Raw genomic sequence first — 23,697 nt, 5'->3', positions numbered from 1 at the left:
TCTTAGAGTCCACCTCAAAATCTATGATAACAAATATATTTGGCTTGATTCCATTGGTGACTCTGGGCATTTTGTGGCTTATATTTCAGAAAATAGATAAGTGTTGGCGCAGTGCTATTTTGTCCGCAGCAATTGTTTGGGGAGTTATAGTTGCTTTGTCTACTGAAATTTTGAGTTTATTTAGGTTGCTGACTTTTGAGTGGGTGTTTGGGCTGTGGTTGGTAGCAAATATTCTCGGCTTGATGGTTTATCTAAAATTTAAACCTGTCAAGCCAATTTTTGAGAAAAGTCAAGAGGAGAAATTTTCTAGTGTATTAGTTGGGTTGCTAGGCGGTGTATTTTTTATTTTTGCTGCGGTTGGTTTAATTGCTGTAGTTGCACCGCCTAACAATTGGGATTCTATGACTTATCACATGAGTCGGGTTGCTCACTGGATGCAAAACCGCAGTGTCGAGCATTATCCCACTTCTTACGTGCCGCAGTTGTATCACCCGCCTGGGGCTGAGTTTGCGATTATGCACTTTCAGATTTTAACCGGGGGCGATCGCTTTGCTAATTTGGTACAGTGGTTGAGTATGGTGGGAAGTGCGATCGCAGTTTCTTTAATTGCTAAGCAACTGGGGGCAAATGGGCGGGGTCAAGTTTTTGCAGCAGTCTTTGCTGCGACTTTGCCGATGGGTATCCTTCAGGGTTCTAGCACTCAAAACGATTATGCTGTATGTTTCTGGGTAGTGTGTTTTGTTTCCTGCGGTTTAGCTGGACTCTCGGCAGGAATAACAGGGATTAATACTTTCAAAATCGGTGCGAGTTTGGGTCTGGCTCTCTTGACAAAAACGACAGCTTATATATTTTGTTTGCCTTTTATTATTTGGTTTTTTGTAGGAGGAATTCAAGGTTTTCGGGGGAAAATGCTGCAACCTATTTTGATAATAGCCGGTGTGACTTTTGTATTGAATGTCGGTCACTTTTGGCGAAATTACGATTTGTTCGGTTATGCGATCGGAGCGCCAGAAAGTTTTACAAAAGAATATAAAATAGAAGCAATTACTCTGCCAACTTTCCTGTCAAATGTCATTAGAAATTTAGGTATGCAAGCTGGTACGAGGATTTCCCGGATTAACGGTGCGATTGTCGGAGTGATTAACGTGCTGCACCGAATACTGGGCGTAGCGACAAACGACGCACGCATCACTTGGCCTCCCGGACAAGTATTTGCGATCGCCACACCCTCATTTAATGAAAATACAGCTACCAATCCCATTCACTTTGGGCTGATATTTGCCAGCATTACACTTATACTTAAAAATCCTATTTGGCAAAAAACAAAAATAGTGATAACTTATTTGATTGCTGTAATAATGACATTTTTACTTATCTGCTTCCTTCTGAAATTACAACCTTGGCACAGCCGCCATCACCTGTCAATATTTGTATTATTTTCGCCAATATTTGGATTGGTAGTATCGCAATTATCAAATCATAAAAACGCAAATTATCTGGTGGCAATTCTGATTTTAATGTCGCTACCGTGGGTTTTTCACAACAACTTTAGACCTCTCGTGGGAGATGGTAACATTTTTAATAGCAGCAGACACGATCTTTACTTTACAAGCCGCCCGAATATCGAGGTTGCTTACAATACAGCAGTAGATTTTGTTAAAGCTCAAAACTGCACGAATATAGGACTTTCTTTTTGGGCTAAAAATGCCTGGGAATATCCCTTGTGGGTGATGTTTCCAGAGCCGGGAAAACCAGCACCTCGCATTGAACATATTTCTACTATCGATCCTGTTGTCAAGCAAAAATTAAATTCCGAACCTTACAAAAGTTTTATCCCTTGTGCGATAATTTACCAGTCTACAAAAAATGACGGCAAACAAGGAAAAGAGATAGTCCTCAAAAATCAAACTTACGCACAAAAATGGTCGATGGAGCCGCTGAGCGTGTTTGTGAAAAAATAAAGTTTTGATTTATTTGATTTAACCGTTGACACCAGATTTTACAACACAAACTGAGATGAACAATATACCTAAGTATTCCTTGATAATTCCCATCTATAATGAAGAAGAAAATCTCCCAGAATTGTACCGACGAATTAGTGCTGTGATGGATCGAATGGACGGCGCTGTAGAATTAATTTTAATCAATGATGGCAGCCGCGATCGCTCTCTGGAAATTTTGCGAGAATTGCACGAACAAGACTCGCGAATTTGTTACCTCAGTTTGGCGCGCAATTTCGGTCACCAAATAGCTGTAACTGCTGGATTAAATTTTTCTAGTGGTCAAGTTGTAGTCATCATGGATGGCGATTTGCAAGACCCGCCAGAGCTAATTCTAGATATGGTAGAACAGTGGCGTCTCGGGTATCAAGTTGTTTACGCTCAGCGCACTCAACGCCGTCAAGAAGGTTGGTTTAAGCGGTTGCCTGCTTATATGTATTATCGCATTTTGCGGAATCTTGCTGATGTTGATATTCCCATAGATACGGGGGATTTTTGTTTGATGGATCGGTGTGTAGTGGATGTGCTCAATGCTATGCCAGAACGCAATCGCTACATTCGGGGACTGCGGGCTTGGATTGGTTTCAAACAAACTGCGGTTAAGTTTGAACGAGATCCGCGTTTTGCTGGCGATGTTAAGTATACCTTCAGCAAATCTTTTGCTTTGGCGATGAACGGTTTAGTCTCTTTTTCAAAGGTTCCTTTGCAACTGTCGATTTATTTGGGTTTATTTTCGGCTTTGGTGTCTGTTTTAATGGCTTTTCTGGTTTTGTACTGGCGTCTTTTCTCTCCGGGTGCGGCATTAAGTGGTTTGACAATTATAATTATGGCAGTTTTCTTTTTGGGTGCGGTGCAGTTGGTCAGTATTGGGATTTTGGGCCAGTATATTGGGCGGATTTATGAGGAGGTGAAGGGCAGACCGCTTTATACGCTGGGAGAAGTTGCTGGTTTTGCCGATCGACACCGACGATAGTAAAAAAATTATCAAGTAATAATCAAAAACGCCACCTTCGGCGATAAATTTATGTCAATGGGCTTTAACCAAGACACAAGTAGCAGCTTGACTAACTAGAAACTACCGAATTAAACGTAAAACAAGCTCGCGCTTTAGATTCCCGACTTCTTAAAAAAGTCGGGAATCTGGGTATTATATTTGTTTAGGTGGACTTACTTACCTACTTATAAAAGCTTCGACGCAATCAGAGCAACAAGCACAATTAAACCTAATCCTTGGCGAAAGTAATTAACGCCTTGAAATAATTCTTCCCAAGCCCAAGTAAACAAGGAGCCAAAAGCTACTAGCTCGAATCCTAGATGAATTTTACCTGTGGTAAAGATGAGGGTTGATAAAGTAGCTACAATCCCGACAATTAGCGGTAAATTTGGCGGTTGAGCTATAACAATGTTGCCTTCGTTGTCGCGGAATACTCGATCGAACAACGTATCTTGTCGGATTTCCATGAGTTTATGCTGTCAATGTAATAAAAGGTAGGAAGTGTCTGATAGGCAACCAGAAACTAGGCAACCACAAACACGATCGGCTTGATGTTTTTTGGTTTGTATTATGATAGTAAAATTCAAATATTTAAATTTCATCTATCGCTAGAAACAGTTGTGATGAGAAGGCGATCTATAATTGGACAGACTAGCGATCTGATGTCCGGTTTGTAGTTAGATTTGTAGTCAGGACGAAGAGTCCTTTCTTAGAGATTTGGAGGTTGGTCACTCCCCTCACAAATCCTCTGCCTGCTTAATTGATGCTTTTTTACCCGCTGCGACGCAGGCTACCACTAAACAAGCGCTGCCTAGGGCGATCGGCTGAACAGTTTCACCAAGCAAAATAGCCGATGCTAGGATAGTCAAAAATGGTTGCAATAGCTGAATTTGACCTACCCTGGCAACTCCGCCAATGGCCATCCCCTCATACCAGGCAAAAAATGCTACAAATTGACTGACAAAACTCACATAGGCAAAACCCAACCACGCCGTCGGTGCAGCGACTAATCCTTGTTTTAAAACTACAAATATTGTAGGCAAAACCTCGAAGGGAGCGATAACTATCAATGCCCAACAGATAACTTGCCACCCACCTAAAGTTTTAGCTAATCGCCCACCTTCGGCATAACCAAAAGCAGCAGCAATGACTGATGCAAATAAAGCTAAATCTGCGGTTTGGAGTTGCCCTGCACCACTAATAATTCCAAAACAAACAACGGTTAAACTTCCGGCGATACTAGCAACCCAAAACCGAGAAGATGGCCGATCGCCCGATCGCAAAACTCCCCCTATTGCTGTTGTCAATGGCAAGATTCCCAATACTACAGCACCGTGGGCGGCAGGTACTCGCTGCATTGCCCAGGCTGATAATAGCGGAAATCCGACAACCACTCCCAATCCGACAACTAATAAACTCCACAATTGCCGTTTAGAGGGAATAGCCTGATGTGTTATTTTTAAAGTAACTGCTGCTAGTATAGCTGCTACTAATCCGCGTCCTAAGCCTACAAAAATAGGGTCTAAATCCTGCACTGCGGCTCTGGTTGCTGGAAGTGTTAAGCTGAATCCAACTACGCCTAGGAAACCGTAAATTAGCCCGATTGTTTCTCGATCGAATTGAAGATGTTTCCAGTGTAGTTTCATTTTTTACCTGTGAAGTAGACTTGTTTTTTTAACAAAGTGCAGAGGCGTAAGAAGAAATTAAAATCGGGAGCATCCCATTTTTGCTTTCAGATGGCGGACAGTTGCATCAGAATAGTATATTTGGATCGCAGCAGTGCGAGCGTCTCGCTCGCGAACCCTGCCACGAGCGAGACGCTCGCACTGTGTAAAAAACGCTTTTTACCAAATTGGGATGCTCCCTTAAAATCAGACTATTCATTACTCCAATACTCGGACTTAAGGGTAGATGTCGCTCTCAAACTGTCAACTGTCAACTGTCAACTGTCAACTGTCAACAGTCTTACCAGACTGCCAAAATCAGTGGCATATTGTTGAGAGCGGAGATGACAGCAAAGTTTTTGCTCGGTGGAAGCGATGATTTTTCTGGACTGTGCAAGATGATGTCCTGTTTGTCAAGTGTGATCCAAGCAATTCCTGACAAGACTTGAATTTCTTGATGATTTTGAGGCAACCTGTACACCTCGTTTTTCATGAGGATTATGCGATCTGGCGCTGCACATTCGGAATATCTTTGAAGCATAGCATCTCCTTGATAATTAACAATCAAAAAGTCACAAATTTTCCCTCAATATCCTAGGAACGGGTTAAATATAGCCTTTCTCAAAAAGATGAAGTATGACTGACAGCTTATATAACCGCTTAGACAAAGAGGGCTGAAGCCCAACAACATACCTCACCTATCTGAGAAGGGCTATAAGTTCCTTGAAAACTGCAAATTATCCCTAAGGTTGTGTTCCCACAACCAACTTGCTAGATGAGCAAGCGAACTCTTAAACTCGCACTCCTAAAAAACACTTTTTACAAAAGTGAGATCCTCTCAAATAGAAGTATTAATTCACTTTAATCAAAAAACTGGAATCTGTGAAGATACGGTTTGGGAAACTTTGATCGGTACAGTTGCTCAATCCACCAACTGTTTTGGTAAAATATCTGAAAACTGTACTGGGCCATTGGACAGAGTAATCGCTTATAGTGTGGCTATAGCGGTTTTCGGTTAGGACACGGCAGAGCAGTGTCTTGTATTTCATTGAATTGAAAATTGCGATCGCCCTGTAGTGTCACGAGCGAATATGTGCTGTGAAAATACCCCTAGACAGACAATCTCCCAAACCGATTTACTTGCAGATTCGCGATCGCCTCAGACGACTGATCCAGTCTGGGACATTACCACCTGGACAACGCTTGCCTTCAATTCGATCGCTAGCTAACACCTTGCAAGTGGCCCGATTGACAGTCATTGAAGCTTACGGCGTTTTAGAAGCAGATAGCTTGATTTATGCTCGCCAAGGCTCAGGATACTTTGTCAGCCATCAAACAGTGCCTACCCCGAGACTGGGAACAGCTTTTCCGTCGCTTCAAGATGCGATCGTCCCAGACAAAGATGGAGGCGGTTTTTGCGATCGCTTCTTGGCTTCAATTCAGGTACAATCGCAAACAGGAATTACTGACTTTAGCTCGGGTTTTCCCCGTCCTTGGGGATTGCAAGACTTGCAAAAAATCGCCAGACGAGCCGTCACCGAAGCCGGAGATACACTCTTCAGATACGGTTTTCCTGGGGGACAGCCGATTTTGCAGCAACAAATTGCTCAAATGTTGGTGCAACAAGGACTCGATATTGCTCCAGAACAATTGATTCTGACTAACGGATCTCAGCAGGGATTGTCTTTAGCGATGCGTCACTATGTCCAAGCTGGCGATCGGGTAATTGTAGAAGCACCAACTTATCACGGAGCACTTGCTATTTTAGAAGATATAGGAGCTAAAATTGTCGGCATTCCCATGACGGTCGAAGGGATGAATTTAGCTATCCTAGAATCTTGTCTCCAGACTCACCGCCCTAAATTAATTTACACGATCAGCACGCTGCACAATCCTACTGGGCTGACAACTTCTCAAACTCATCGCCAGCAGTTATTAGCATTAGCCAGTCAATATGAATGTGCCATTTTAGAAGATAACGCTTACGAAGGACTAAATTTTCAGCCTGTTCCTCCGCCTATCAAAGCCTTTGACCAGCAAAACCTGGTAACATATATTGGGACTTTCTCCAAAACTCTAATCCCAGGTCTGCGAGTTGGTTGGATTATCGTTCCAGATGTCAACTATCAGGCGATTATGAGACAAAAATTATTGCACGATTTTCACGTATCAACTATTTCTCAGGCTATAGTTAGTGAATATCTGGCTTCCGGTCATTACCGCCGACATTTGAATCAGATTCGGATGCAAAACTTGCAGAGTCGAAATGCCATGCTGCAAGCTTTGGAGCGTTACTTTCCCCAGGAAGCAAGTTGGACAGTGCCTGAAGGTGGATTGTTTTTATGGGTGCATTTACCGAATTGCCTGTCAGTGCAAAAAATTTGTCAAGAGGCTTTATCTCAGGGTATTTTGATTGCTTGCGGTACAGCATTTTTCCCCGATCGCAAAGGCTATCCAGCAATGCGATTGAATTTCTCTCTTTTGCCTGAAGAAATTGAACGGGGTATCGCTATTGTTGGTAAGTTACTCCAGCGACATATGATATCAAGCTTGAAAGCAGTATGAATGATATAGCGGTTCTCAAAAAAGTAAGGTACGTTGTTGGGCTTCAGCCCTCTTATATTTATTATATAGTAAGCGAGGTCGCATCAAAAACTCCATTTATAATCATACCTCATCTTTCTGAGAAAGGCTATATATCGCAATCCTTGTCGGATATATTAATCTCTCTCTCTTTCTTTTTTATGCTTCTCTTCGTCTGTCTAATCTGCGGTTAGTTCAAAACAAGAATACTTATGTTCAAACTCTACGAATATTCGCCCTCAGGCAATTGCTATAAAGTTCGCTTGCTCTTAACTCAGCTCAATATTCCCTTCGATCGCACAGAAATTAATATTCTCCAAAAAGAAAGTCGCACACCCGAATTTTTGGTCAAAAATCCCAATGGCCGCATTCCGGTTTTAGAGATTGTACCGGGTAAATTTCTCTTTGAATCGAATGCAATTATGTTTTACTTGAGCGAAGAAACTGAGTTTTTCCCCAGCGATAAATTTGAACGCGCTCAAGTCATGCAGTGGTTGTTTTTTGAACAGTACAGTCACGAACCTTTTATTGCAACTTCTCGTTTTTGGTATTTGACAGGGAAAGCTGAGGAATATCAAGCAGCACTGCAACAGAAACAAGCACCGGGTTATGCTGCTTTGGGGGTGATGGAACAGCATTTAGAAAAAAATGAGTTTTTTGTGGGCGATCGCTATTCTATTGCTGACATCGGTTTATTTGCTTACACTCACGTTGCTGCCGAAGGCGGATTTGATTTGACGGGGTTTCCGGCAATTAAAACTTGGATAGAGCGAATCAAGAATCAGCCTCGATATATTAGCATTACAGATTAAGATTGCAGTCGGCTGCATTCTGGCATTACAATGTAAGTATAATGCCATAAAGTCTCCTATGAATCGACGCTTATTTTTGCTTTGTAGTATTTAAATAAAGAAGTAAAATTGTGAATACTATCATTGATCGTATTATATTAATCCAATATATTGTCCAATAAAAGCATAAAACTATCGTCGCAATCAAGAATTTTGTTGTATAATTTAAACAGATTGCCGGACTTTATATTGAAGGATATAATAATTGAAACCGAGAATCTTTACGCAAGGTTTTCGGGTGTAATTAATCGGGTTTAACACGAGACAAAAAATAAATAATTGTGAATGAAGACAAGAATTTTAGGATTAGATCCGGGCTTAGCAAATCTCGGTTACGGCGCGATTAGTTGTCATATTATCCCCGGTAAACAAGACGAGAATAGCGTTTCCCTAATTGATTGTGGCGTGATAAAAACAACGCCCAAGCAGGAAATGGGACAGCGCCTAAAAACAATTTACGAAGATTTGCATACGGTAATTGACGAGGTAAAACCAGATTTGGCAATTGCCGAAAAACTGTTTTTTTACAAAATGGGAAATACCATACTTGTAGCCCAAGCACGGGGCGTTTTGACGCTAGTATTGGCTCAGTGCGGAGTGCCGCTGTTTGAGTTTACGCCTGCTCAAATTAAGCAAGCTTTGACTGGCCGCGGCAATGCTGATAAATCGGAAGTGCAAGAGGCTGTGGCGCGGGAGTTGGAGTTGGGTTATATTCCGAAACCTGATGATGCGGCAGATGCTTTGGCGGTGGCTTTGACTGGTTGGTACGATGATGATATTTGTCCGAAAAAAATACCCTTGGAAACTGGAAAAATTTGATTTAAGAGCTTGCAAAGCAATACAATCCCAGGTATGCTAGGAAGGTAGGAAATAACAAATCTGACATGAAGAGAATTCGTCTAAATAGAGTTCTGTTGCTTCTTTCAGATTGGCGATCGCTTCTTCAATAGTTTCACCCGGGCTAGCTGTTCCCACTTCAGGGCATTCTGCCACATAAATATCTTTTCCCCAATAAACGATTTTTGTAAAGATACATTTTTGTAAAGATATGAGGCATATTTTTTACGATGCTTACTTAGTTTTCACTCTAATCATTATTTTGGCAAATCGGGCGATCGCCCTTTCTTGACTAAAGTGCGATCGCTCTTTTTTTGAGTATTCCTAACTATGTCGATCCAACACTATAGGCGATTTTTACGGCTTTGACAATCTTTGATGATATCGGGTATATTGCCACTATGTCTGATTTGACATTTAATCTAAAACAACCTAAACTATAGATGGTAGATGCAGAAAGTAAACCCATTGTCTGGCTTAGTGGTGAAGTAAAAACACCCCCCTTTTCTACTGATGCGCGTATTCAAGCCGGATTTCTGCTCCGAAAGCTACAGGATGGCGAAAACCTATCCATGCCATTATCTCGTCCTATGCCAAGCATCGGAGAGCGTTGTCACGAGCTGCGTATAAGCGATTCAGAGACAAGCAAAGCAAGGATTGGTGCATCATTTATCGAATTGATGTAGATGCTATTATTCTCTTAGATGTATTTAACAAAACCACAAATAAAACACCGAAATTTATAATAGAAAAATGTAAAAAACGATTGAAACAATATGACTGAAACAATACGACCTAATTTGAATTGATATCGGGAAGGTATTTTTATGGATCAAGCTAAACGCCAACGCTTAGAAGCAGCCGGATGGACTATTGGCACTGTAGAGGAATTTCTCGGACTTTCGCCAGAAGAAACAGCATTCATCGAAATGAAACTTGCACTTAGTAAAGCCATCAAGCAAAACCGGATTAGCCAACAGATGACGCAGCACGAGCTTGCCCAAAGAATTAAGTCTAGCCAGTCAAGGGTTGCTAAAATGGAATCTGGCGATCCTTCCGCTTCCCTCGATCTTCTTGTTCGCACTTTGCTCACCTTTGGTGCTACACGTCAAGACATTGCTGAGGTAATCCTTAACAGTGCTTCCTCACAGATATCTCCTCTTAACTGAGTTAGCATTCAAGTTCGATCGCCCTTTCTTTTCCCTATCCCCAAGTGCGATCGCCCTTTCTTGAGTTACACGATGAAGGACACGGCAGTGCCGTTTCCCTACGAATATCTGTTATTTTAGGTCATATTTGTAGGGACACGGTAATGCCGTGTCCGGCTTCTAATCCCCGCTGTCTGCACGCAAAAAACCTACTTTTGGTGTGGCGAATGCACCTTAGCAGCATCATCAACCACAGGATGAATTAAAGTCGATCGCAAATCTTGCCTAATTTTCGATTTCAAATACTTGCGCTGCAAAACCTGCCATTTTTGCCAAGCCCCGTAGCGTTTTTCTGCGAACAAACCAGCCAGTTTCGGCAACTCTTTTTGCAAATCGCGATCGACAAAATCTGTCAGAAACTCCTCTAAAACTTCACAGTCTTGAATATCGCCCAAACATTCCTGAACAGCTTTTACATCTTCGACATAAGCTTCATAAGTCTCCCCGTAAAAATCGCCAAACAGATTCATCAAATAGCGAACCCGCTTAGCTTGCTTCCGCAAATCGTGCAGAATTGTTCCCTCCGCTGCTAGCTTTTCTTCCACAGCCGACTCATTCAAATCATCAGCAACTTTAACTTTGCCATCCTGATATTCGGTGCCCAGCAGCCAAGCCGGATGCAGGAAAAATTCGCTGACTTGAGGTAACAGCAAATCCGGCAAAACCTCAGCAATTGGCAAATGTTCGATCGCCCGAAACTGCGGTTTTTCTACCCAATTCTCGATCGACTCTTTCAGCGACTGGTAACTTTTGTGTTCCAAAACAGCCCTTACCGCTTTCAAAGCCCGACGGCGCTGTTTGAGCAAACTCAACAAAGCCTCATCCAAAACTTCCTGTTCGTCAGCCGGCAAATTCGGGTAATAGCGGTTTTGGAGACTTTCGAGCATCACATCCAAATCTCTGAGCGTTCCCAGAATCCGGCCCACCTTACCAATTTTGCGTTCAGAAGCTGCTTTTGGCAAGTCTAAAACCGGAGCAAAACCCGTTACAGCCGATCGCAAACGCCGCATTCCGACTCGCATTTGATGAAGTTCTTCTGCATCTTTGTCTTTGAGAACTTCAGCCTCGTGCGCTACTGCTTTGCGGAAATATTTCTCGATCGCACTAGAGGCTGCGTCTCCGAGAGTTTTGACTTTTGCTGATGTTTTTACGTTCATGGTTGATGTAGAGTCCACTTTCGCGATCGACTTTAATTTTGATTTCAAGGCTTTTCTAATAAGGTGTTACATCCTAGCACACACTTTTCATTGATGAACCACAGCAATAATAAATCTTAATGTAAAGTGCTTGACAATTTATCCAAAGTCAGCATTTAGTAATACCAAATCCGGGTTATTCATCCCCGTTATAAATTGTAGGGTGCGTCGTTGACTGGCAGCCCGGTGGAGGGCGAGAATTCTTCGTAGCGATGCACCCTACGTCTCTGAGATCGTAAAGGGGGTTTCTTGTCCCCATTCGTAAGAAATATTAATGTCATGTGCTTGACAATTTATACAAAATCAGCTATATAAAATCTTCAATCTAAAATCTTCAATCTAAAATCTAAAATCTAAAATCTAAAATAAAATTCCCTCCCCCGCCCTTGGGCTAATAAAAATCTGATTTGTGGCGGGCTTTCCCAAATAGGTTAAGATCGCTGCAAACCGAGATTTATTTACCAAAGGGAGAGAGAGGGTGCGATCGGGAAGACAAGTTTTAAATTAAATCAAGTCCGCCCAGGTTGTCCGACTTCAAAGAGGCAGTTTAGCCTTTCCAGTCTTTCTCAGATTGTTCGAGCACGTAGGTTGCTACATCCTCGATTTGGTCTGGCTTCAAGCGGCCACCAAAAGCAGGCATAGCATTTTTGCCCTTAGTTACCTGAGTCGTAATAGCTTCGATAGAATTCATGCCATACTTCTCAAGAGCGCCTTTTTTCAAGGTTTTCATTGCCATAACGACGTTCCCGCCACCGATGTGACAAGCAGAACAGTTGTTGCTGAAGATTTTAGATCCTTTAACAGCATCTCCAGCCAGAGCAGGGCTGCCGAAGCCGAAAGTGAAAATTGTGAACGCTAACAAGGCGATCGATAAGAGTCTTTTCAACGCAGTTCTCCTCTAATGGACAGACAAAGGGTGATTCTTTAGTTATTTTACCTGTTTTAACAGGCGCGATCGCGACTACACGCACGATTGCTTTCTCCCGAGTAATTTACCACTTTTTGGCAGTGGCAGTTCAACTCTCAAAATTATCCACGCCCCAGCCTGGAGCTTTCTGAGCCGCCCGGATCACAAAAGCAGCCAAATTTTCAACCTCAGTCTGTGGCATCCAGCTTTCGGGTACTTGGCGGCACCAAAAAGTTTCCTCACTGCCGTCATAAGTCATCGGCTCTCTCAGATATGACACCAAACCATTGATGTTGCTGCGAGGAGGCGTTGCCCCCTGGAGATCTGCCAAAGACAGAGAGATCATCGGATCGGGCAAAGTTGCTCCTCCGACGTGGCAATTCATGCAATTTTGCTCGAACAAAACCTTGCCGACAGACAAATCCTGAGCTGAAAACAACCGAGTGTGTCCCTCCGTGTCCAATTCCAGTGGTACAGGTTCGCTAACTTTCAAATAGCGAGTTACATAAGAATCGCCAGCAGCCAAAACAGGTTGAGGAGCCAGCAGCAGGAGCGGCAAAATAATTAACATCCCCAACAGAAAGCAGAGAAAAACACCACGATGCATCATAAAGGCGTAGAAAAGTCAATAATCCACTAACATTTGCTCGTACAATCGAATTTTTTTTGTTGCGCTCTGACTTTCGTCAGTATCAACCAGTCCGCTAGCTCAAGTCAGCGAGTTCGACTGGGGAGAATCAATCAACTAGAAGTAAATTTGAGATTTCAGATTTTCGATAGAAAAACGGCGAGCCAGCAATCCTTGCCAAATCCCAGCCCCTCTCAATCCAAAATCCAAAATCTCAAATTTCAAACTAATTAACGAGCGCCTTTGCCACCAGCCCACTGGCGGGAGATAATTTTCGGCTGCAACAGAATGTGACCGGCAATCGCGTACAAATCTTCATCGGAGAGATTTCTCATCTCAGCGAAAATATCGGCACTCTTCATGCTCGGATGCAGTTCCGAAATTTCTTGAAACCCGTCATAAGTCGTGGGATTTTTCATATAGTCCACCAGCGACTCAATATTATTGCGGGGTGGGTTGGCCAAAGCTAGAGTTTCGGGACTCAAATTGAGGTTGGGGTCAGTTTTTGTCATGCCGGAAGCGTGACATTGAGCGCAAGTATTTTGGAACTGGCGTTTGCCTTGCTGGACTTGTTTGAGGCTCAGCACTACTGGAGTGCCCTTGTCATTTAAAGTTACAGTGCGAAGCTCAGCACTCAGTTCGACAGCCATCGCGCTGCTGACAAATAACTGAAATGTCAAGAATACAGCGGTCAGAGCAATGAAATATCTTTTAAGCATGGTTCTCCTTAAAAAAATCCGGCAAATTATTGAACGCTAAGAGAGTATAGCTGGCAAACAGATTTCTGTTCAAAATTCCTTTCTTTGGTGACAACTGGCGAAAGTTTGTGCAGCCATACCTTTAAAGGTAGAGGAATTTTGCGATCGATCTAATCTGCAATTCGTTTTGAGTCGCGCCTTTTTTCGAGAGCGGACATAATTGCCTTAACATCTTCCAAAGCCAAACGGGTTTGAGGGTGTTTGTAGGCAATTTCCAGCTCATCACACAAGCGGAGCACGTCTTCAACAGGGACGTTGAAGTCTTCTGCTATTTCTGCGATGGACAGGTCTGCAAAACCCATAATTTTCAGGTCGCTGACGGGTCAGAATTGAGTTGACGGCTATTGAATGAAAGGTGAACAATTTAACAAAGCGCTGTTAGCTGTCATCTGTTAGTTTGTTCTGATAGTTTGTTCTGAGATTTTGTGCGATCGCCAGCTAACTAATCACTAATTAACACTAAGCATTTTTGCTCATCCAAACTTCCCACTCCATCAACTTCCAACCAATATCATCCCATTGCCGCGTCTTTATTATCAATAGGACTTGGGCGCGCAGGGCTAAAAACCCTGTATCTGCGTGCATTTCTCGCTACTAAACTTCATGTTTTTCATAGAAACCATGGTTTTTGGGGAATTCCTCTGACATTTTCGTCTTTGGCGGACTCACCAACAGACGGGGCGATTTTCCATTTTTCGATTTGAGATTTACTCCACAGGTGTCTTATGGGGCTTGAACTTTGGTCGAAAATTTTGATCGGTTCGCCACAGGAGTCATCCGGCGCAGCAGCTTAGGGAGAAAGCTTGAAAGCGTGAGTCGGTGTCGCCACAGCGTGGTGGCTTTCGGTAGCATCGTGGGCGGGGAATTCCGAGTCTGCCAAGAAAGGCTGGGGCTGGTGGAGGCTGATGAGTCCAGCCAGAGTTTTCTTTAATTGAGTTCGGGGTACGATCAAGTCTACAAAACCGTGGGCGAAAGAGTATTCGGAAGTTTGATAATTTTCCGGCAGCTTTTCGCGCAGAGTTTGCTCGATTACCCGGCCGCCCGTAAAGGCTACAGTAGCTTTTGGCTCTGCAATTATAATGTCTCCTAACATGGCAAAACTAGCGGTGACGCCGCCGGTGGTCGGGTGGGTCAAAATTGGGATGTAAAGCAGTCTCGCTTCCCGGTGACGCTCTAGAGCCCCGGAAATTTTAGCCATTTGCATCAGGCTGAGCATTCCTTCCTGCATTCTCGCACCGCCGGAAGCGCAGACAATGAGTACGGGTAAGCGTTCCCGCGTGGCGTGTTCGATGAGGCGAGTCAGTTTTTCTCCGACAACTGAGCCCATGCTGCCGCCGATGAACTGAAATTCCATGACTCCGAGGGCAACGGGCAAATTTTCGATTTTGCCGATGCCTGTTTCTACTGCGTCTAGGTGGCCTGTTTTTTCTTGAAATTCGCGGAGTCGATCGCTATATTTTTTGCGATCGCGAAATTTCAGCGGATCGGTGGCGTGCAGACCTCCGTTAAGGGGCACCCAGGTATTGGGGTCGATCAACTGCTCGATGCGATCGTCACTGTAAACTCTGATATGATGCCCGCATTCCAAGCAAACCATTTGATTTGCTCGCAGGTCTTTGGTATAACTCAGGGCATCGCAAGCTGTGCATTTATTCCAAAGTCCGTCCGCAATTTCTCGTTCCGGCCGTTCTTGGGAATTCGGTACTGATTTTCGTCGATTTGCAAACCAATCAAATAGAGACATTAAAACTTAGGAATTGGTAATTGGTAGTTGGTAATTGGGAATTGGTAATTGGGAATTGGGAATTGGTAATTGGTAATTGGGAATTGCCATTTGTCATAATATCAAGTCCGCACTACAGAGGAATTATACTATAGACTGCCCGATCGCGCTGAACTACGAATGTCTCGCGTTCCCCCTGCTGGACGCTCGCGCTGTACTCTGAAGGTTATTATTCCGATGCTCGTCTCAAAGATATCAATTATCTACTATTGACTATTGACTAATGACTAATGACTAATGACTAATAACTAATCACTCTTATTCTGGCTCATCTTCAACAGGACTGATGAGCAGCGACGCAGTGCGCTGGTGTTGGGGAAGAACTTGCAAAGCTGTAGCACTTCCAGCCCCAAAATAAGATGCTATACCCAAGTCTACAATTCGAGCCGGGATTTGATGAGCCGCCAGGAGCTGCTGCATTAATTCGGCTTCCCAACGAAAGCTAGTGGTTTTGAGTGTAATCCAAGACACGGGATAATTTTACCAATTTGTCAACTACCCATCATCAAGCGGGGTACCGCTATGATGTGGGCTTGTATCTGAACTCCACCGCAATTCCGAAAACCTAGATAGAATCTCAGCTTTAGTTTCACTGCCCGATACATTAGGGGATGCTGACAAGCTCCCCGTACTCATCCAGTCTTGCCGGACAAGCAACGCTCTCATTGCAATGTTTCGTGCACCAACCAAATCAGCGTGTAACTCGTGACCACAGCATTCACAGCGAAACAATAGCCCTTTGTTAGGTCTATTAGCATCCGAAGTATGTCCACATTTAGGACAACTCTTCGATGTATAATTTGCCGGAACTTTAGTTGCTAACGAACCATTTAGATGGGCTTTGTAGTCAATATAGCCGTGCAATTCGGCAAAGGACCATTTCGCCTTATTTCTATTAGATCTACGCTGCTTCTTGCTAGTCTTTTTCCCGGATTTAGACTTAGTTCTATCCCTAATTCCGGTCAAGTTTTCTAGTCCAATCAGGCTGTTAGGCTTGGCAATTTCCTTGCTAATTTGGTGGTTCACGTCAGCGATAAACCGTCTTTCTCTTCCTGACAAAGCGATTAGTCTGCGCTTGGCCGAACGAGTGCCTTTACGCTGAAGAGTTGGTCTGGCTTTGTGATAACGGTTGGCTTTGTGTCTCGGGTCTTTTCCTGAGTAGAATTTCGACTTGTTTTGTAAGTCTGTTTCTACTGCTAAGTAGCGCATACCCACATCAACACCAGAAACTCTGGTTATTTTTAGTGGGTTAATTTCAGGTACTTCTACTTCAATACTTACCATTAAGTAGTAAGTCTTAGAAGAACGCTGATAGACGATTTTGGCTGCCCCAATCTTGGCACCATTGGCAATCAAATCTAGATGCTTGTTGTAGCCATCATACGGGACTACTATTCTACCTTGCAGCGTGATAATACTCACTTGCTGTTCGGCTTTAAAAGAGTAGTCCCGCTGATAATTTAAGGTACAGGTTCGAGAAATGTATTTAGGGGGTTTGTCCAACCCTTTGTACCGTCTCTTGGTATAACCTTTGGCAATAGCATCGTTAGATTGTTTTACCTTAGTCCAAAGAGTTTTGTAGGTTCCAGACACTTGTCTGGGTACGTTGCAAGCCATCTGAGCACCGAGTCCAAAACGAACTCGCAACTCGTTGTAGACGGCTTTTTGCAACTTCAGACCGTTACTGGTTTTACCCGTATCAAAAGCGACTTGTGAAGTATAGTTCAAAGCATCTCGGTAGGCTAAAGCAATCTGAGACACCAAAGCTTTTTGCTCGGCATTCAGGTTGAGTTTTAACTTGGCGGTGATTATTTGAGGCATTACTTTCACTAACTCTGAAAATATTGTATCTCGTGAATACGGCAAAAGCAAGTGGTGTGGCAGAAATAATTTGTACAGCGAGTCGACCGCCCCGAACCCTCCGATTTCTAAAGCTACCGATTTGGTTTGGGGCGGATCTCTTCACTCACGCGCATTCCTCCCGACGCTCACCTGGAAGTAGAGCGCGGGACTCCTGCTGATTTAGTTGAACTGATATTATGTTCGATCGCGCTCCCTAACCGTAGATCGCAAACCCTAATTCGGGAAAAAGAACTGCAAGTAAATAGATAAGATCGGTTCGCCCCAGAGAGCTGTAATGGCTGCACCGAGAGCCAGAAACGGGCCAAAAGGCATGGGTTGACGCCGATCGAGCAATCCGATCGCGATCGCCCCACCACCAACCAAAGCCCCGGCTAAACAAGCGATAAATGTCGCTAGCAGCAAGAGTTTCCAGCCCAGCCAAGCTCCCATCAAGGCTGCTAATTTGGTATCGCCGCCACCCATAGCAGTCTGCCCGAAGCCGATCGATCCTGCAAGTCCGATCGCGTCAAACAGCCACAATCCGACAACTGCTCCCAAAATTCCGTCTAGTACCAGATAGTGCACGGAGTCGATCGGGCTAAATGTCGGCCACCAACCCTTGGCGATTTGGAAAACCAATCCGAGTATCAAACCCGATCGAGTCAAAGCATTAGGCAAAGTCATTGTATCGCAGTCTATCAAAGACAAAGCCAACAGCCAGCTAAACAAAGTCCAAAACCCCAGCGTTTGGACGCTTACCCCAAACCGCCAATAGATCAGCAAAAACAGCAAACCCATAGCTGCTTCCACCAGGGGATAGCGGGCAGAAATCCGACTGCGGCAGTGATTGCAGCGTCCCCGCAGCCACAGCCAACCGAACACGGGTATATTTTCGTAAGTTCTGAGTTGATTTAAACATTTGGGACAGCGAGAAGGAGGATGTATCACCGACAAACCCGCAGGCAACCGATAGATTACCACATTTAGAAAGCTGCCGATCGCTGAGCCGATGACAAAGACGATCGCGGTGACAAGGGAATTAAATATTATTTCCATTAAGTTGTCTGTTGACTGTTGAATGTCGGGATTTATTAGTTGTTATTTGTTAAATTGTGTCCTGTAAATTACTAATCATCTTTGTAGTAACTAATCCAAATTCTCTGATTTTGATGCGGACTAAAGTCCTCACTACGAACCTGATTTTTCCAATTGTGCGATGTGTTATTATTTTAAGGTGTTACCAATCACTAATTACCAATTACTAATCACCAACTATCAATTACCAATTACCAATTACCAATTACCAATTACCAATTACCAATTACCAATTACCAACTGTCAACTGTCAACTGTCAACTGTCAACTATCAACTGCCTAATACATTTGAGATTCAATTTCGTCAAAAGTAACAAAACGTTCACCGGGCAACAAAACGGGATGCGAAGCAAAAATTAGCTGACCTCGATCGCTTCCTTGACTGACAACTACACCGGCAGGACGCTGCATCTGCTCGGAATGCACTTTCAAATACATACCATAGGCCGATCGAGCAACTCGGATCAAATCGGGAGCGATCAAGCTGTGACTTTGGGAAATTTCTATCCGGTGTTCTGAGTTGGGCTGGTATCGGGTCACGGGAAACTTATGATAATGGTATAGGTCTAGCTATTGGTTTTGGCTTGAGATCGATCGAACTTACCTTATTTTTTAAGAATAGACTAGGTGGAAATTAATACATTAACTTACAATCCTCCCTTGGCTGCGATCGAACTGCGACTCCGCGAGCTGCTTTCGGCTGAACTATACGCTGGTGCGTGGGTAGATCCGTCCCCCACGACGTTAATAGGGGTGTTCGAGCACCTGCGGAGTCTCCGCTACATCCTCCACGACTACGTGCCCAGGCCCGTGTCCGAATCTCCGGCCAACCCTGGGGAGGTTCGCTACCAATGGCAAACAGGCACTTTGCTATTCACAGATTTAGCTGGGTTTACGTCGCTGTTGGAAGCAAACACAGCCCAGGGGCGCAAGGGCGCTGAAACGCTGTTGGGGGTGATTAACGACTATTTTGCCTCAATGATTGAAATCGTCAGCAAGTCGGGGGGGGATTTGCTGGAGTTTACAGGAGATGCGCTGCTGGTGCAGTTTCTGGGAGGGATTGACCAAGAGGAGGATACAGCTAGGGCGGTGCGGGCGGGTTTGCGGATGCAGCGGGCGATGGCTAAATTTGCCAATATCGAAACGGCACGGGGTGTTTTGTCTTTGAGGATGCGGGTGGGTATCCATTGCGGTCGCTATATTAGTGCTGATATCGGTACACCGCTGCGGATGGCTCACGTACTGCTGGGGCATTCAGTCCAGCAAGCCAAGCAGGCTGAGGGTTCTGGGACTGTGGGGCGGGTGTGTTTGACTGAAACTGCTAGTTCGTCTTTGGGGGAGCAATTTCGTTTTGAATCGTGGAAACCGGGTTATTTGTTAGTGGCAGATGATTTCACGGACGATCTACTCGGAGAGTACGATATTACTTTGACTGGGCGGCGGATGCCAAGTTCGATATTGCTCGATCGCACGGTATCGGGTTTGGTGAGCGAAATCGAGGAAGCTGTGAAGCGGGTTGAACCCCTTGCTAGTTATATTCCCAAAACCATCTTGAGACTGCTGGTTGAAAATGCCGACAGGCGGAAAATCCCGCCGGATTTTCCCGAACCGACGGTGATGTTTGTCAACTTGATCGGTTTACCGGAGTTGGTGGACAAAGCAACGCCAGCCGAGGAAGCTAATTTGGTATTGGGCTGTTCTCGGGTGTTTGCGCTAATTGATGCTGTGGTGTCCGCGAAAGGGGGCGTCTTGCAAAAAGTAACGGCGCATTTAGACGGTTCGGATATATTGATTTATTTTGGTGTACCGGACGTTCATACCGACGATCCACGTCGCGCGGCGAGTGCGGCGATCGCAATTCGGGATCTAATTGCCAGTTTACCTCCGATCGTTATCGGCGGTGAAAATGTGAAAGTAAGCTGTCAAATTGGGCTGTCTCGGGGCCCTGTGTTTGCTGCTGAGGTTGGGGAACCGCGAGGGCGCAGGGAGTTTAATATCCTCGGCGATACGGTGAATACGGCTGCTAGGCTGATGAGCAAGGCGGGGGAAAATGAAATTTTGATTGGCGAAAGGGTGTTTGAGTCGATCGGGCTAAACTTCGATTGCGAGGCTTTGGGAGCTGTTTCTTTGAAGGGCAAATCTGCTCTGACTCCGGCTTTTGTGCTGCACGGTTCAAAGGTGGAGAGGGGAAAAGGCAGCGTTTAAATAAATTTTAAGACCTAGGCAAGTGGTATTATTGGCTACTCGCACAGACTAAACTCCGATCGATATTTCACCGTTCCGCTGCAATCCTGCAAAGCACCTCTTTCTAACTCTAACACCATAAAAGCTTCATCAGGTACATCATATTCGCATCGCAACATCTTGCTACTAGCAGGAACGAACCCGAAACGCGAATAGAAATCAGGAGATCCCAGCACAACCACTGCCTGAAAGTGCGATCGGGCGCACTGATTTAAACCCTCGCGGATCAGCAGCGATCCGATACCTTGCCGCTGATAGTTTGGTAAAACTGCGACTGGCGCCAAACCCAGAATTGACAAAGTGCTAGAACATTTTCCGGCGATGACAACCGGACTGAAGAAAATGTGTCCGACTACTCGATCCGATTGTACCGCAACCAAGGAAAATGTAGATGCAATTCCCCGCAGGCGATCGACTAAGTTTGCCTCATTTTCTCGCCCGAATGCCACAATATTGACATTGCGAACAGTTGCTAAATCTTCTGGCTTTTCAGTACGGATATCCATAGCTAATACCAAGAATGAGAAATCAATGCAACGGGTGCATCTCAGTTTTGCATTTAATAGTGCTGTCCCCGCTCACGTATTATACGATACGCGAGTGGGGACGCTCGCACTATAAGAAAAAAATGCTTTTTATAAAAATGAGATGCTCCCAATGCAACGATATTGGTAGGGTGTGGATTCCTCGATAGTATCCAAAAACCGGCGAACAATCTATCGAGCGACGCACCAACGATATTGGTAGGGTGTGTCGTCCTCGATAGTATCCAAAAAGAGGCAAAAAATCTATCGAGCGACGCACCATAGACAATATTTTATAAAACAAACTCAACATCAATTATTGTAGCAAGGATGTTTTAAATTGGTATAATTCCTGTGAAAGCTACACTCGAATATAGCTTTGCATTCCCTCTGCCGGCAAAACAATCAACCGCTGATTTCTCAAGTCCGGTTCTAAACCCAAATCTTCGAGGGGAATTAAGCCTAGTAAAGGTTCTTCTCCTGCGGGAATTTCTACACAATCATATCTGCCTTCCCGGCCAGCCACGGCAATACTGACATCTTTGAACAGACGAAATTGTCTGGCTCCTATTGCTGTATTTCCTTGGATTTCACCAACTAGGGTTAAACCTAACTGACTGATAATATCTGCTGGCAAACAGAGTCGAGTTGCTCCTGTATCGACTAAGACGTTATCGATGGTGATAGAGCGTATTTGCTCTGGGGGGATGAACCCTCTTTCTCCCAGGATTTCATCAATGTGATTGGTCACGGTTATTGTTGCGGTAACTCTGCCCATTTTTTTATTTTTTTATTTTTCTATAGAATGTTTTCTGTTTTCGGGTGCATCTGGCGCAAGGCGAATATATCCGTAGGGGCGAAACATGACCGCAATCAATATGGGATTATAACTAATAACTTATAGGCGGTCATGCTTCGCCCTCTTCCTTGCGCCAGATGCACCCCTGTTTTCGTTGACTTTTGATAGAAAAATATACAACCTAGGGTGCATATTCTATATTTTAACAATATTTGTAACTGAGAGCTATATTTTTATTTTTTGCTGAATTTCTGCTGACAAATGTTGCACATTAATAGCAAAAATGCTCTCTAAATATTGATTGTCTCAGCTTCTTCCATTGTTGTTTAGAAACATCTGCGCGAGTTTTGTCACCCGATGGATCGCGGATAGTCCAAATTGTATCTGCAATGCGATCCTCTTCGAGGGCTCCGCTAACAAGCGATCGCCCGTGAGAACGATAGTCGAAGTCCCAGAAAGCATCACCGGCGCAATCTCCTGGTGTAGCAATCATTTCGCGATCGACTGTACGGCGAATCGCATTCCATTCGCGGATGTAGACAGGAGAATCGTCCGATCGCAATTTGCGATCGCCTAATTGAGGATTAACCTTGTAGAAAAACCAATCCGTAAGATTATCCACGGCTTGAGTTCGTGATTCTAAATCCCGCGCTGTAGCACAGTCTAGATTTGGGCCGAGAAACATGGCAAAAGTTAACATACACACTGCGGAAAACTTCGAGATTGACTCGATCGATCGCGATTTAATTAGCATAGTGATGCGCTCCAGTCTTATAGTCCACAATTAGAAAGAAACATCTCGCGTCGAATTGCTGACCATTCGCTGATGCCAATTTTATCGTTTGTAGGAATTGGCTGTCCAGTCCGTTGAGGATGGCGGCTGTAAAAAATTGTATCTGCGAGGCGATCGTATGTCTGCTCGTAAGTTTCGCCGTTAATTGTGGTGAATTCCCATCCTGTCTCTTCTGGGGCGGGCCTAAAGCAGACTTCTTGGACGGATTTGACTCGCGGATCGATCGCCTCGCGCAATCTCCGCCATTGATTGCTATATTCGCGATCGTCCGTTTGGAGTTTGCGATTGTTTAGTTGAGGATTTACCCTGTAGAATAGGAAGTCTGTCAATCGATCGACGGCTTGTTCTCGCGATTCGGCTTTGGCTGGATGGGGGCCCAGGAGGAGAAGGGCGATCGCAAAAACACAAACCATTAATAATCTGGAGAGGGGTTTAATTGACAGCGACTTGACTAACATAGCAATTTGGCATTAATTCCTACTGATATCTCCACCATCTTAACCTGCACTTACGCAAGAGTCCAGAAAGCAGATTTTCATCAGAATACTTCGTTACAGTCCGTAAGTAGATGAGTGGGAAAATACATAAGTATGTCATTGCGAGCTCTTAGCGAAGCAATCGCAATCGCTATGATATCATTCCGATACTACCGGAAGTGATACAATTTTCTGTTATTCCTGAAGTTCTGCTAATAACTGTTCCCCGAAAGGATGTTCTTGCAATTTCTCATATGTCAAATCTCCTTTGCTGATGCCTTCCCGACACAATCCAACATAATTTTTCCAACACATGAGAACTTTAGGATGATTTTCTGGCAATTTGGTGCGAATAATTTCCGCTGCATCAAAATACAGCGATTCCGCTTCCGAGTACCTTCCTTGGGATTTATAAAGCAATACGGTTTACTTAAGGTCGAACAAGTGGTACACTAAGTATGATGTATAAAAAAGTAAATCAAGTATAGTGCCGTACAAAAAATTATTATTAGAAT

The 23,697-nt window shown here is 44.2% G+C and carries 29 protein-coding genes; 9 read left to right on the top strand and 20 right to left on the bottom strand.

Annotated elements, in window-relative coordinates:
• The first annotated feature begins 23 nt into the window (after positions 1–23).
• Positions 24–1,961: a hypothetical protein gene (locus tag JGK22_RS24650; protein ID WP_293313979.1), complete on the top strand. Its 1,938-nt coding sequence runs from the start codon at positions 24–26 to the stop codon at positions 1,959–1,961.
• A 55-nt stretch (positions 1,962–2,016) separates the two neighbouring features.
• Positions 2,017–2,973, top strand: a complete 957-nt coding sequence (locus JGK22_RS24645) for a glycosyltransferase family 2 protein (RefSeq protein WP_293313976.1) — start codon at positions 2,017–2,019, stop codon at positions 2,971–2,973.
• A gap of 206 nt (positions 2,974–3,179) precedes the next feature.
• Here the strand turns inward: JGK22_RS24645 and JGK22_RS24640 are convergent, their stop codons facing one another.
• The 3 genes from JGK22_RS24640 to JGK22_RS24630 all read right to left on the bottom strand — a co-directional run bounded on the left by JGK22_RS24640 (position 3,180) and on the right by JGK22_RS24630 (position 5,199).
• Positions 3,180–3,461 carry a hypothetical protein gene (locus JGK22_RS24640; protein WP_293231332.1) on the bottom strand — a complete coding sequence of 94 codons (282 nt, stop codon included), beginning with the start codon at positions 3,459–3,461 and terminating at the stop codon, positions 3,180–3,182.
• A gap of 270 nt (positions 3,462–3,731) precedes the next feature.
• On the bottom strand, positions 3,732–4,640 hold the full coding sequence (locus tag JGK22_RS24635; RefSeq protein WP_293313973.1) for a DMT family transporter: 909 nt from the start codon (positions 4,638–4,640) through the stop codon (positions 3,732–3,734).
• A 319-nt stretch (positions 4,641–4,959) separates the two neighbouring features.
• Positions 4,960–5,199: a hypothetical protein gene (locus JGK22_RS24630; RefSeq protein WP_293186188.1), complete on the bottom strand. Its 240-nt coding sequence runs from the start codon at positions 5,197–5,199 to the stop codon at positions 4,960–4,962.
• Between the two features lie 557 nt (positions 5,200–5,756).
• Between JGK22_RS24630 and JGK22_RS24625 the strand changes: the two genes are divergently transcribed.
• The 3 genes from JGK22_RS24625 to ruvC all read left to right on the top strand — a co-directional run bounded on the left by JGK22_RS24625 (position 5,757) and on the right by ruvC (position 8,911).
• A complete protein-coding gene (locus tag JGK22_RS24625) occupies positions 5,757–7,223 on the top strand; it encodes a PLP-dependent aminotransferase family protein (RefSeq protein WP_293231338.1) in 1,467 nt (488 codons plus the stop codon).
• Positions 7,224–7,453: 230 nt separating this feature from the next.
• On the top strand, positions 7,454–8,053 hold the full coding sequence (locus JGK22_RS24620) for a glutathione S-transferase family protein (protein ID WP_293192672.1): 600 nt from the start codon (positions 7,454–7,456) through the stop codon (positions 8,051–8,053).
• Between the two features lie 324 nt (positions 8,054–8,377).
• Entirely contained in the window at positions 8,378–8,911 is a 534-nt protein-coding gene (gene ruvC / locus JGK22_RS24615; RefSeq protein WP_293186193.1) for a crossover junction endodeoxyribonuclease RuvC, read from the top strand.
• Between the two features lie 36 nt (positions 8,912–8,947).
• Here ruvC and JGK22_RS24610 read toward each other — a convergent pair whose 3' ends face one another.
• Complete coding sequence (locus tag JGK22_RS24610; RefSeq protein WP_293198915.1) at positions 8,948–9,085, bottom strand: hypothetical protein; 138 nt, start codon at positions 9,083–9,085, stop codon at positions 8,948–8,950.
• 287 nt (positions 9,086–9,372) lie between these two features.
• Here JGK22_RS24610 and JGK22_RS24605 point away from each other — a divergent pair, with 287 nt between their 5' ends.
• On the top strand, positions 9,373–9,615 hold the full coding sequence (locus JGK22_RS24605) for a hypothetical protein (protein ID WP_293186198.1): 243 nt from the start codon (positions 9,373–9,375) through the stop codon (positions 9,613–9,615).
• A gap of 141 nt (positions 9,616–9,756) precedes the next feature.
• Positions 9,757–10,098, top strand: a complete 342-nt coding sequence (locus tag JGK22_RS24600) for a helix-turn-helix transcriptional regulator (RefSeq protein ID WP_293186201.1) — start codon at positions 9,757–9,759, stop codon at positions 10,096–10,098.
• Positions 10,099–10,286: 188 nt separating this feature from the next.
• Here the strand turns inward: JGK22_RS24600 and JGK22_RS24595 are convergent, their stop codons facing one another.
• The 10 genes from JGK22_RS24595 to JGK22_RS24550 form a co-directional block, all read right to left on the bottom strand.
• Positions 10,287–11,294 (bottom strand): CHAD domain-containing protein, encoded by a 1,008-nt coding sequence (locus JGK22_RS24595; protein ID WP_293313987.1) that lies wholly within the window; start codon positions 11,292–11,294, stop codon positions 10,287–10,289.
• Positions 11,295–11,880: 586 nt separating this feature from the next.
• Positions 11,881–12,219: a cytochrome c6 PetJ gene (gene petJ, locus JGK22_RS24590; protein WP_293186205.1), complete on the bottom strand. Its 339-nt coding sequence runs from the start codon at positions 12,217–12,219 to the stop codon at positions 11,881–11,883.
• A 130-nt stretch (positions 12,220–12,349) separates the two neighbouring features.
• Entirely contained in the window at positions 12,350–12,850 is a 501-nt protein-coding gene (psbV2, locus tag JGK22_RS24585) for a photosystem II cytochrome PsbV2 (RefSeq protein ID WP_293186207.1), read from the bottom strand.
• Between the two features lie 248 nt (positions 12,851–13,098).
• A complete protein-coding gene (psbV, locus tag JGK22_RS24580; RefSeq protein ID WP_293186209.1) occupies positions 13,099–13,587 on the bottom strand; it encodes a photosystem II cytochrome c-550 in 489 nt (162 codons plus the stop codon).
• A gap of 149 nt (positions 13,588–13,736) precedes the next feature.
• The gene (locus JGK22_RS24575) at positions 13,737–13,928 is read right to left on the bottom strand and encodes a translation initiation factor IF-2 (protein ID WP_293156461.1); all 192 of its coding nucleotides are present in this window, start codon (positions 13,926–13,928) and stop codon (positions 13,737–13,739) included.
• A gap of 157 nt (positions 13,929–14,085) precedes the next feature.
• A complete protein-coding gene (locus tag JGK22_RS24570) occupies positions 14,086–14,211 on the bottom strand; it encodes a hypothetical protein (RefSeq protein WP_293313970.1) in 126 nt (41 codons plus the stop codon).
• A 205-nt stretch (positions 14,212–14,416) separates the two neighbouring features.
• Complete coding sequence (gene accD, locus JGK22_RS24565; protein WP_293186211.1) at positions 14,417–15,370, bottom strand: acetyl-CoA carboxylase, carboxyltransferase subunit beta; 954 nt, start codon at positions 15,368–15,370, stop codon at positions 14,417–14,419.
• 297 nt (positions 15,371–15,667) lie between these two features.
• Complete coding sequence (locus tag JGK22_RS24560; RefSeq protein WP_293186213.1) at positions 15,668–15,880, bottom strand: hypothetical protein; 213 nt, start codon at positions 15,878–15,880, stop codon at positions 15,668–15,670.
• Positions 15,881–15,904: 24 nt separating this feature from the next.
• Complete coding sequence (locus JGK22_RS24555; protein ID WP_293198909.1) at positions 15,905–17,230, bottom strand: transposase; 1,326 nt, start codon at positions 17,228–17,230, stop codon at positions 15,905–15,907.
• Positions 17,231–17,485: 255 nt separating this feature from the next.
• Positions 17,486–18,307 (bottom strand): A24 family peptidase, encoded by an 822-nt coding sequence (locus JGK22_RS24550; protein ID WP_293198908.1) that lies wholly within the window; start codon positions 18,305–18,307, stop codon positions 17,486–17,488.
• A 160-nt stretch (positions 18,308–18,467) separates the two neighbouring features.
• On the opposite strand from JGK22_RS24550, the gene JGK22_RS24545 reads away from it, so the two are divergent.
• A complete protein-coding gene (locus tag JGK22_RS24545) occupies positions 18,468–18,629 on the top strand; it encodes a hypothetical protein (protein WP_293313967.1) in 162 nt (53 codons plus the stop codon).
• Here JGK22_RS24545 and JGK22_RS24540 read toward each other — a convergent pair.
• On the bottom strand, positions 18,626–18,886 hold the full coding sequence (locus JGK22_RS24540) for a hypothetical protein (RefSeq protein ID WP_293186221.1): 261 nt from the start codon (positions 18,884–18,886) through the stop codon (positions 18,626–18,628). The genes JGK22_RS24545 and JGK22_RS24540 overlap by 4 nt on opposite strands.
• 87 nt (positions 18,887–18,973) lie before the next feature.
• Here JGK22_RS24540 and JGK22_RS24535 point away from each other — a divergent pair, with 87 nt between their 5' ends.
• The gene (locus JGK22_RS24535; RefSeq protein ID WP_293220367.1) at positions 18,974–20,551 is read left to right on the top strand and encodes an adenylate/guanylate cyclase domain-containing protein; all 1,578 of its coding nucleotides are present in this window, start codon (positions 18,974–18,976) and stop codon (positions 20,549–20,551) included.
• Between the two features lie 35 nt (positions 20,552–20,586).
• On the opposite strand, the gene JGK22_RS24530 is transcribed toward JGK22_RS24535, so the two are convergent.
• The 5 genes from JGK22_RS24530 to JGK22_RS24510 all read right to left on the bottom strand — a co-directional run bounded on the left by JGK22_RS24530 (position 20,587) and on the right by JGK22_RS24510 (position 23,602).
• A complete protein-coding gene (locus tag JGK22_RS24530; protein ID WP_293214444.1) occupies positions 20,587–21,096 on the bottom strand; it encodes an N-acetyltransferase in 510 nt (169 codons plus the stop codon).
• Between the two features lie 379 nt (positions 21,097–21,475).
• On the bottom strand, positions 21,476–21,892 hold the full coding sequence (locus JGK22_RS24525) for an aspartyl protease family protein (RefSeq protein ID WP_293192696.1): 417 nt from the start codon (positions 21,890–21,892) through the stop codon (positions 21,476–21,478).
• Positions 21,893–22,184: 292 nt separating this feature from the next.
• On the bottom strand, positions 22,185–22,667 hold the full coding sequence (locus tag JGK22_RS24520) for a hypothetical protein (protein ID WP_293186228.1): 483 nt from the start codon (positions 22,665–22,667) through the stop codon (positions 22,185–22,187).
• A gap of 17 nt (positions 22,668–22,684) precedes the next feature.
• Complete coding sequence (locus JGK22_RS24515; protein ID WP_293214442.1) at positions 22,685–23,164, bottom strand: hypothetical protein; 480 nt, start codon at positions 23,162–23,164, stop codon at positions 22,685–22,687.
• 213 nt (positions 23,165–23,377) lie between these two features.
• On the bottom strand, positions 23,378–23,602 hold the full coding sequence (locus JGK22_RS24510; protein WP_293186232.1) for a tetratricopeptide repeat protein: 225 nt from the start codon (positions 23,600–23,602) through the stop codon (positions 23,378–23,380).
• Positions 23,603–23,697: the final 95 nt, after the last annotated feature.

The organism is Microcoleus sp. PH2017_08_TRC_O_A, assembly GCF_020738665.1.
GTDB lineage: Bacteria > Cyanobacteriota > Cyanobacteriia > Cyanobacteriales > Microcoleaceae > Microcoleus.
Note: the sequence above shows the minus strand (reverse complement) of the source record. Positions and strands in the feature narration are given on the sequence as shown.

Excerpts from the sequence above, each read along its gene's own strand:
- JGK22_RS24650 (WP_293313979.1), top strand. The coding sequence starts at position 24 with ATGATAACAAATATATTTGGCTTGATTCCATTGGTGACTCTGGGCATT.
- JGK22_RS24645 (WP_293313976.1), top strand. The coding sequence starts at position 2,017 with ATGAACAATATACCTAAGTATTCCTTGATAATTCCCATCTATAATGAA.
- JGK22_RS24640 (WP_293231332.1), bottom strand. The coding sequence starts at position 3,461 with ATGGAAATCCGACAAGATACGTTGTTCGATCGAGTATTCCGCGACAAC.
- JGK22_RS24635 (WP_293313973.1), bottom strand. The coding sequence starts at position 4,640 with ATGAAACTACACTGGAAACATCTTCAATTCGATCGAGAAACAATCGGG.
- JGK22_RS24630 (WP_293186188.1), bottom strand. The coding sequence starts at position 5,199 with ATGCTTCAAAGATATTCCGAATGTGCAGCGCCAGATCGCATAATCCTC.
- JGK22_RS24620 (WP_293192672.1), top strand. The coding sequence starts at position 7,454 with ATGTTCAAACTCTACGAATATTCGCCCTCAGGCAATTGCTATAAAGTT.
- ruvC (WP_293186193.1), top strand. The coding sequence starts at position 8,378 with ATGAAGACAAGAATTTTAGGATTAGATCCGGGCTTAGCAAATCTCGGT.
- JGK22_RS24605 (WP_293186198.1), top strand. The coding sequence starts at position 9,373 with ATGGTAGATGCAGAAAGTAAACCCATTGTCTGGCTTAGTGGTGAAGTA.
- JGK22_RS24600 (WP_293186201.1), top strand. The coding sequence starts at position 9,757 with ATGGATCAAGCTAAACGCCAACGCTTAGAAGCAGCCGGATGGACTATT.
- JGK22_RS24595 (WP_293313987.1), bottom strand. The coding sequence starts at position 11,294 with ATGAACGTAAAAACATCAGCAAAAGTCAAAACTCTCGGAGACGCAGCC.
- psbV2 (WP_293186207.1), bottom strand. The coding sequence starts at position 12,850 with ATGATGCATCGTGGTGTTTTTCTCTGCTTTCTGTTGGGGATGTTAATT.
- psbV (WP_293186209.1), bottom strand. The coding sequence starts at position 13,587 with ATGCTTAAAAGATATTTCATTGCTCTGACCGCTGTATTCTTGACATTT.
- JGK22_RS24575 (WP_293156461.1), bottom strand. The coding sequence starts at position 13,928 with ATGGGTTTTGCAGACCTGTCCATCGCAGAAATAGCAGAAGACTTCAAC.
- JGK22_RS24570 (WP_293313970.1), bottom strand. The coding sequence starts at position 14,211 with ATGCACGCAGATACAGGGTTTTTAGCCCTGCGCGCCCAAGTCCTATTG.
- accD (WP_293186211.1), bottom strand. The coding sequence starts at position 15,370 with ATGTCTCTATTTGATTGGTTTGCAAATCGACGAAAATCAGTACCGAAT.
- JGK22_RS24555 (WP_293198909.1), bottom strand. The coding sequence starts at position 17,230 with ATGCCTCAAATAATCACCGCCAAGTTAAAACTCAACCTGAATGCCGAG.
- JGK22_RS24550 (WP_293198908.1), bottom strand. The coding sequence starts at position 18,307 with ATGGAAATAATATTTAATTCCCTTGTCACCGCGATCGTCTTTGTCATC.
- JGK22_RS24545 (WP_293313967.1), top strand. The coding sequence starts at position 18,468 with ATGTGTTATTATTTTAAGGTGTTACCAATCACTAATTACCAATTACTA.
- JGK22_RS24530 (WP_293214444.1), bottom strand. The coding sequence starts at position 21,096 with ATGGATATCCGTACTGAAAAGCCAGAAGATTTAGCAACTGTTCGCAAT.
- JGK22_RS24525 (WP_293192696.1), bottom strand. The coding sequence starts at position 21,892 with ATGGGCAGAGTTACCGCAACAATAACCGTGACCAATCACATTGATGAA.
- JGK22_RS24520 (WP_293186228.1), bottom strand. The coding sequence starts at position 22,667 with ATGCTAATTAAATCGCGATCGATCGAGTCAATCTCGAAGTTTTCCGCA.
- JGK22_RS24515 (WP_293214442.1), bottom strand. The coding sequence starts at position 23,164 with ATGTTAGTCAAGTCGCTGTCAATTAAACCCCTCTCCAGATTATTAATG.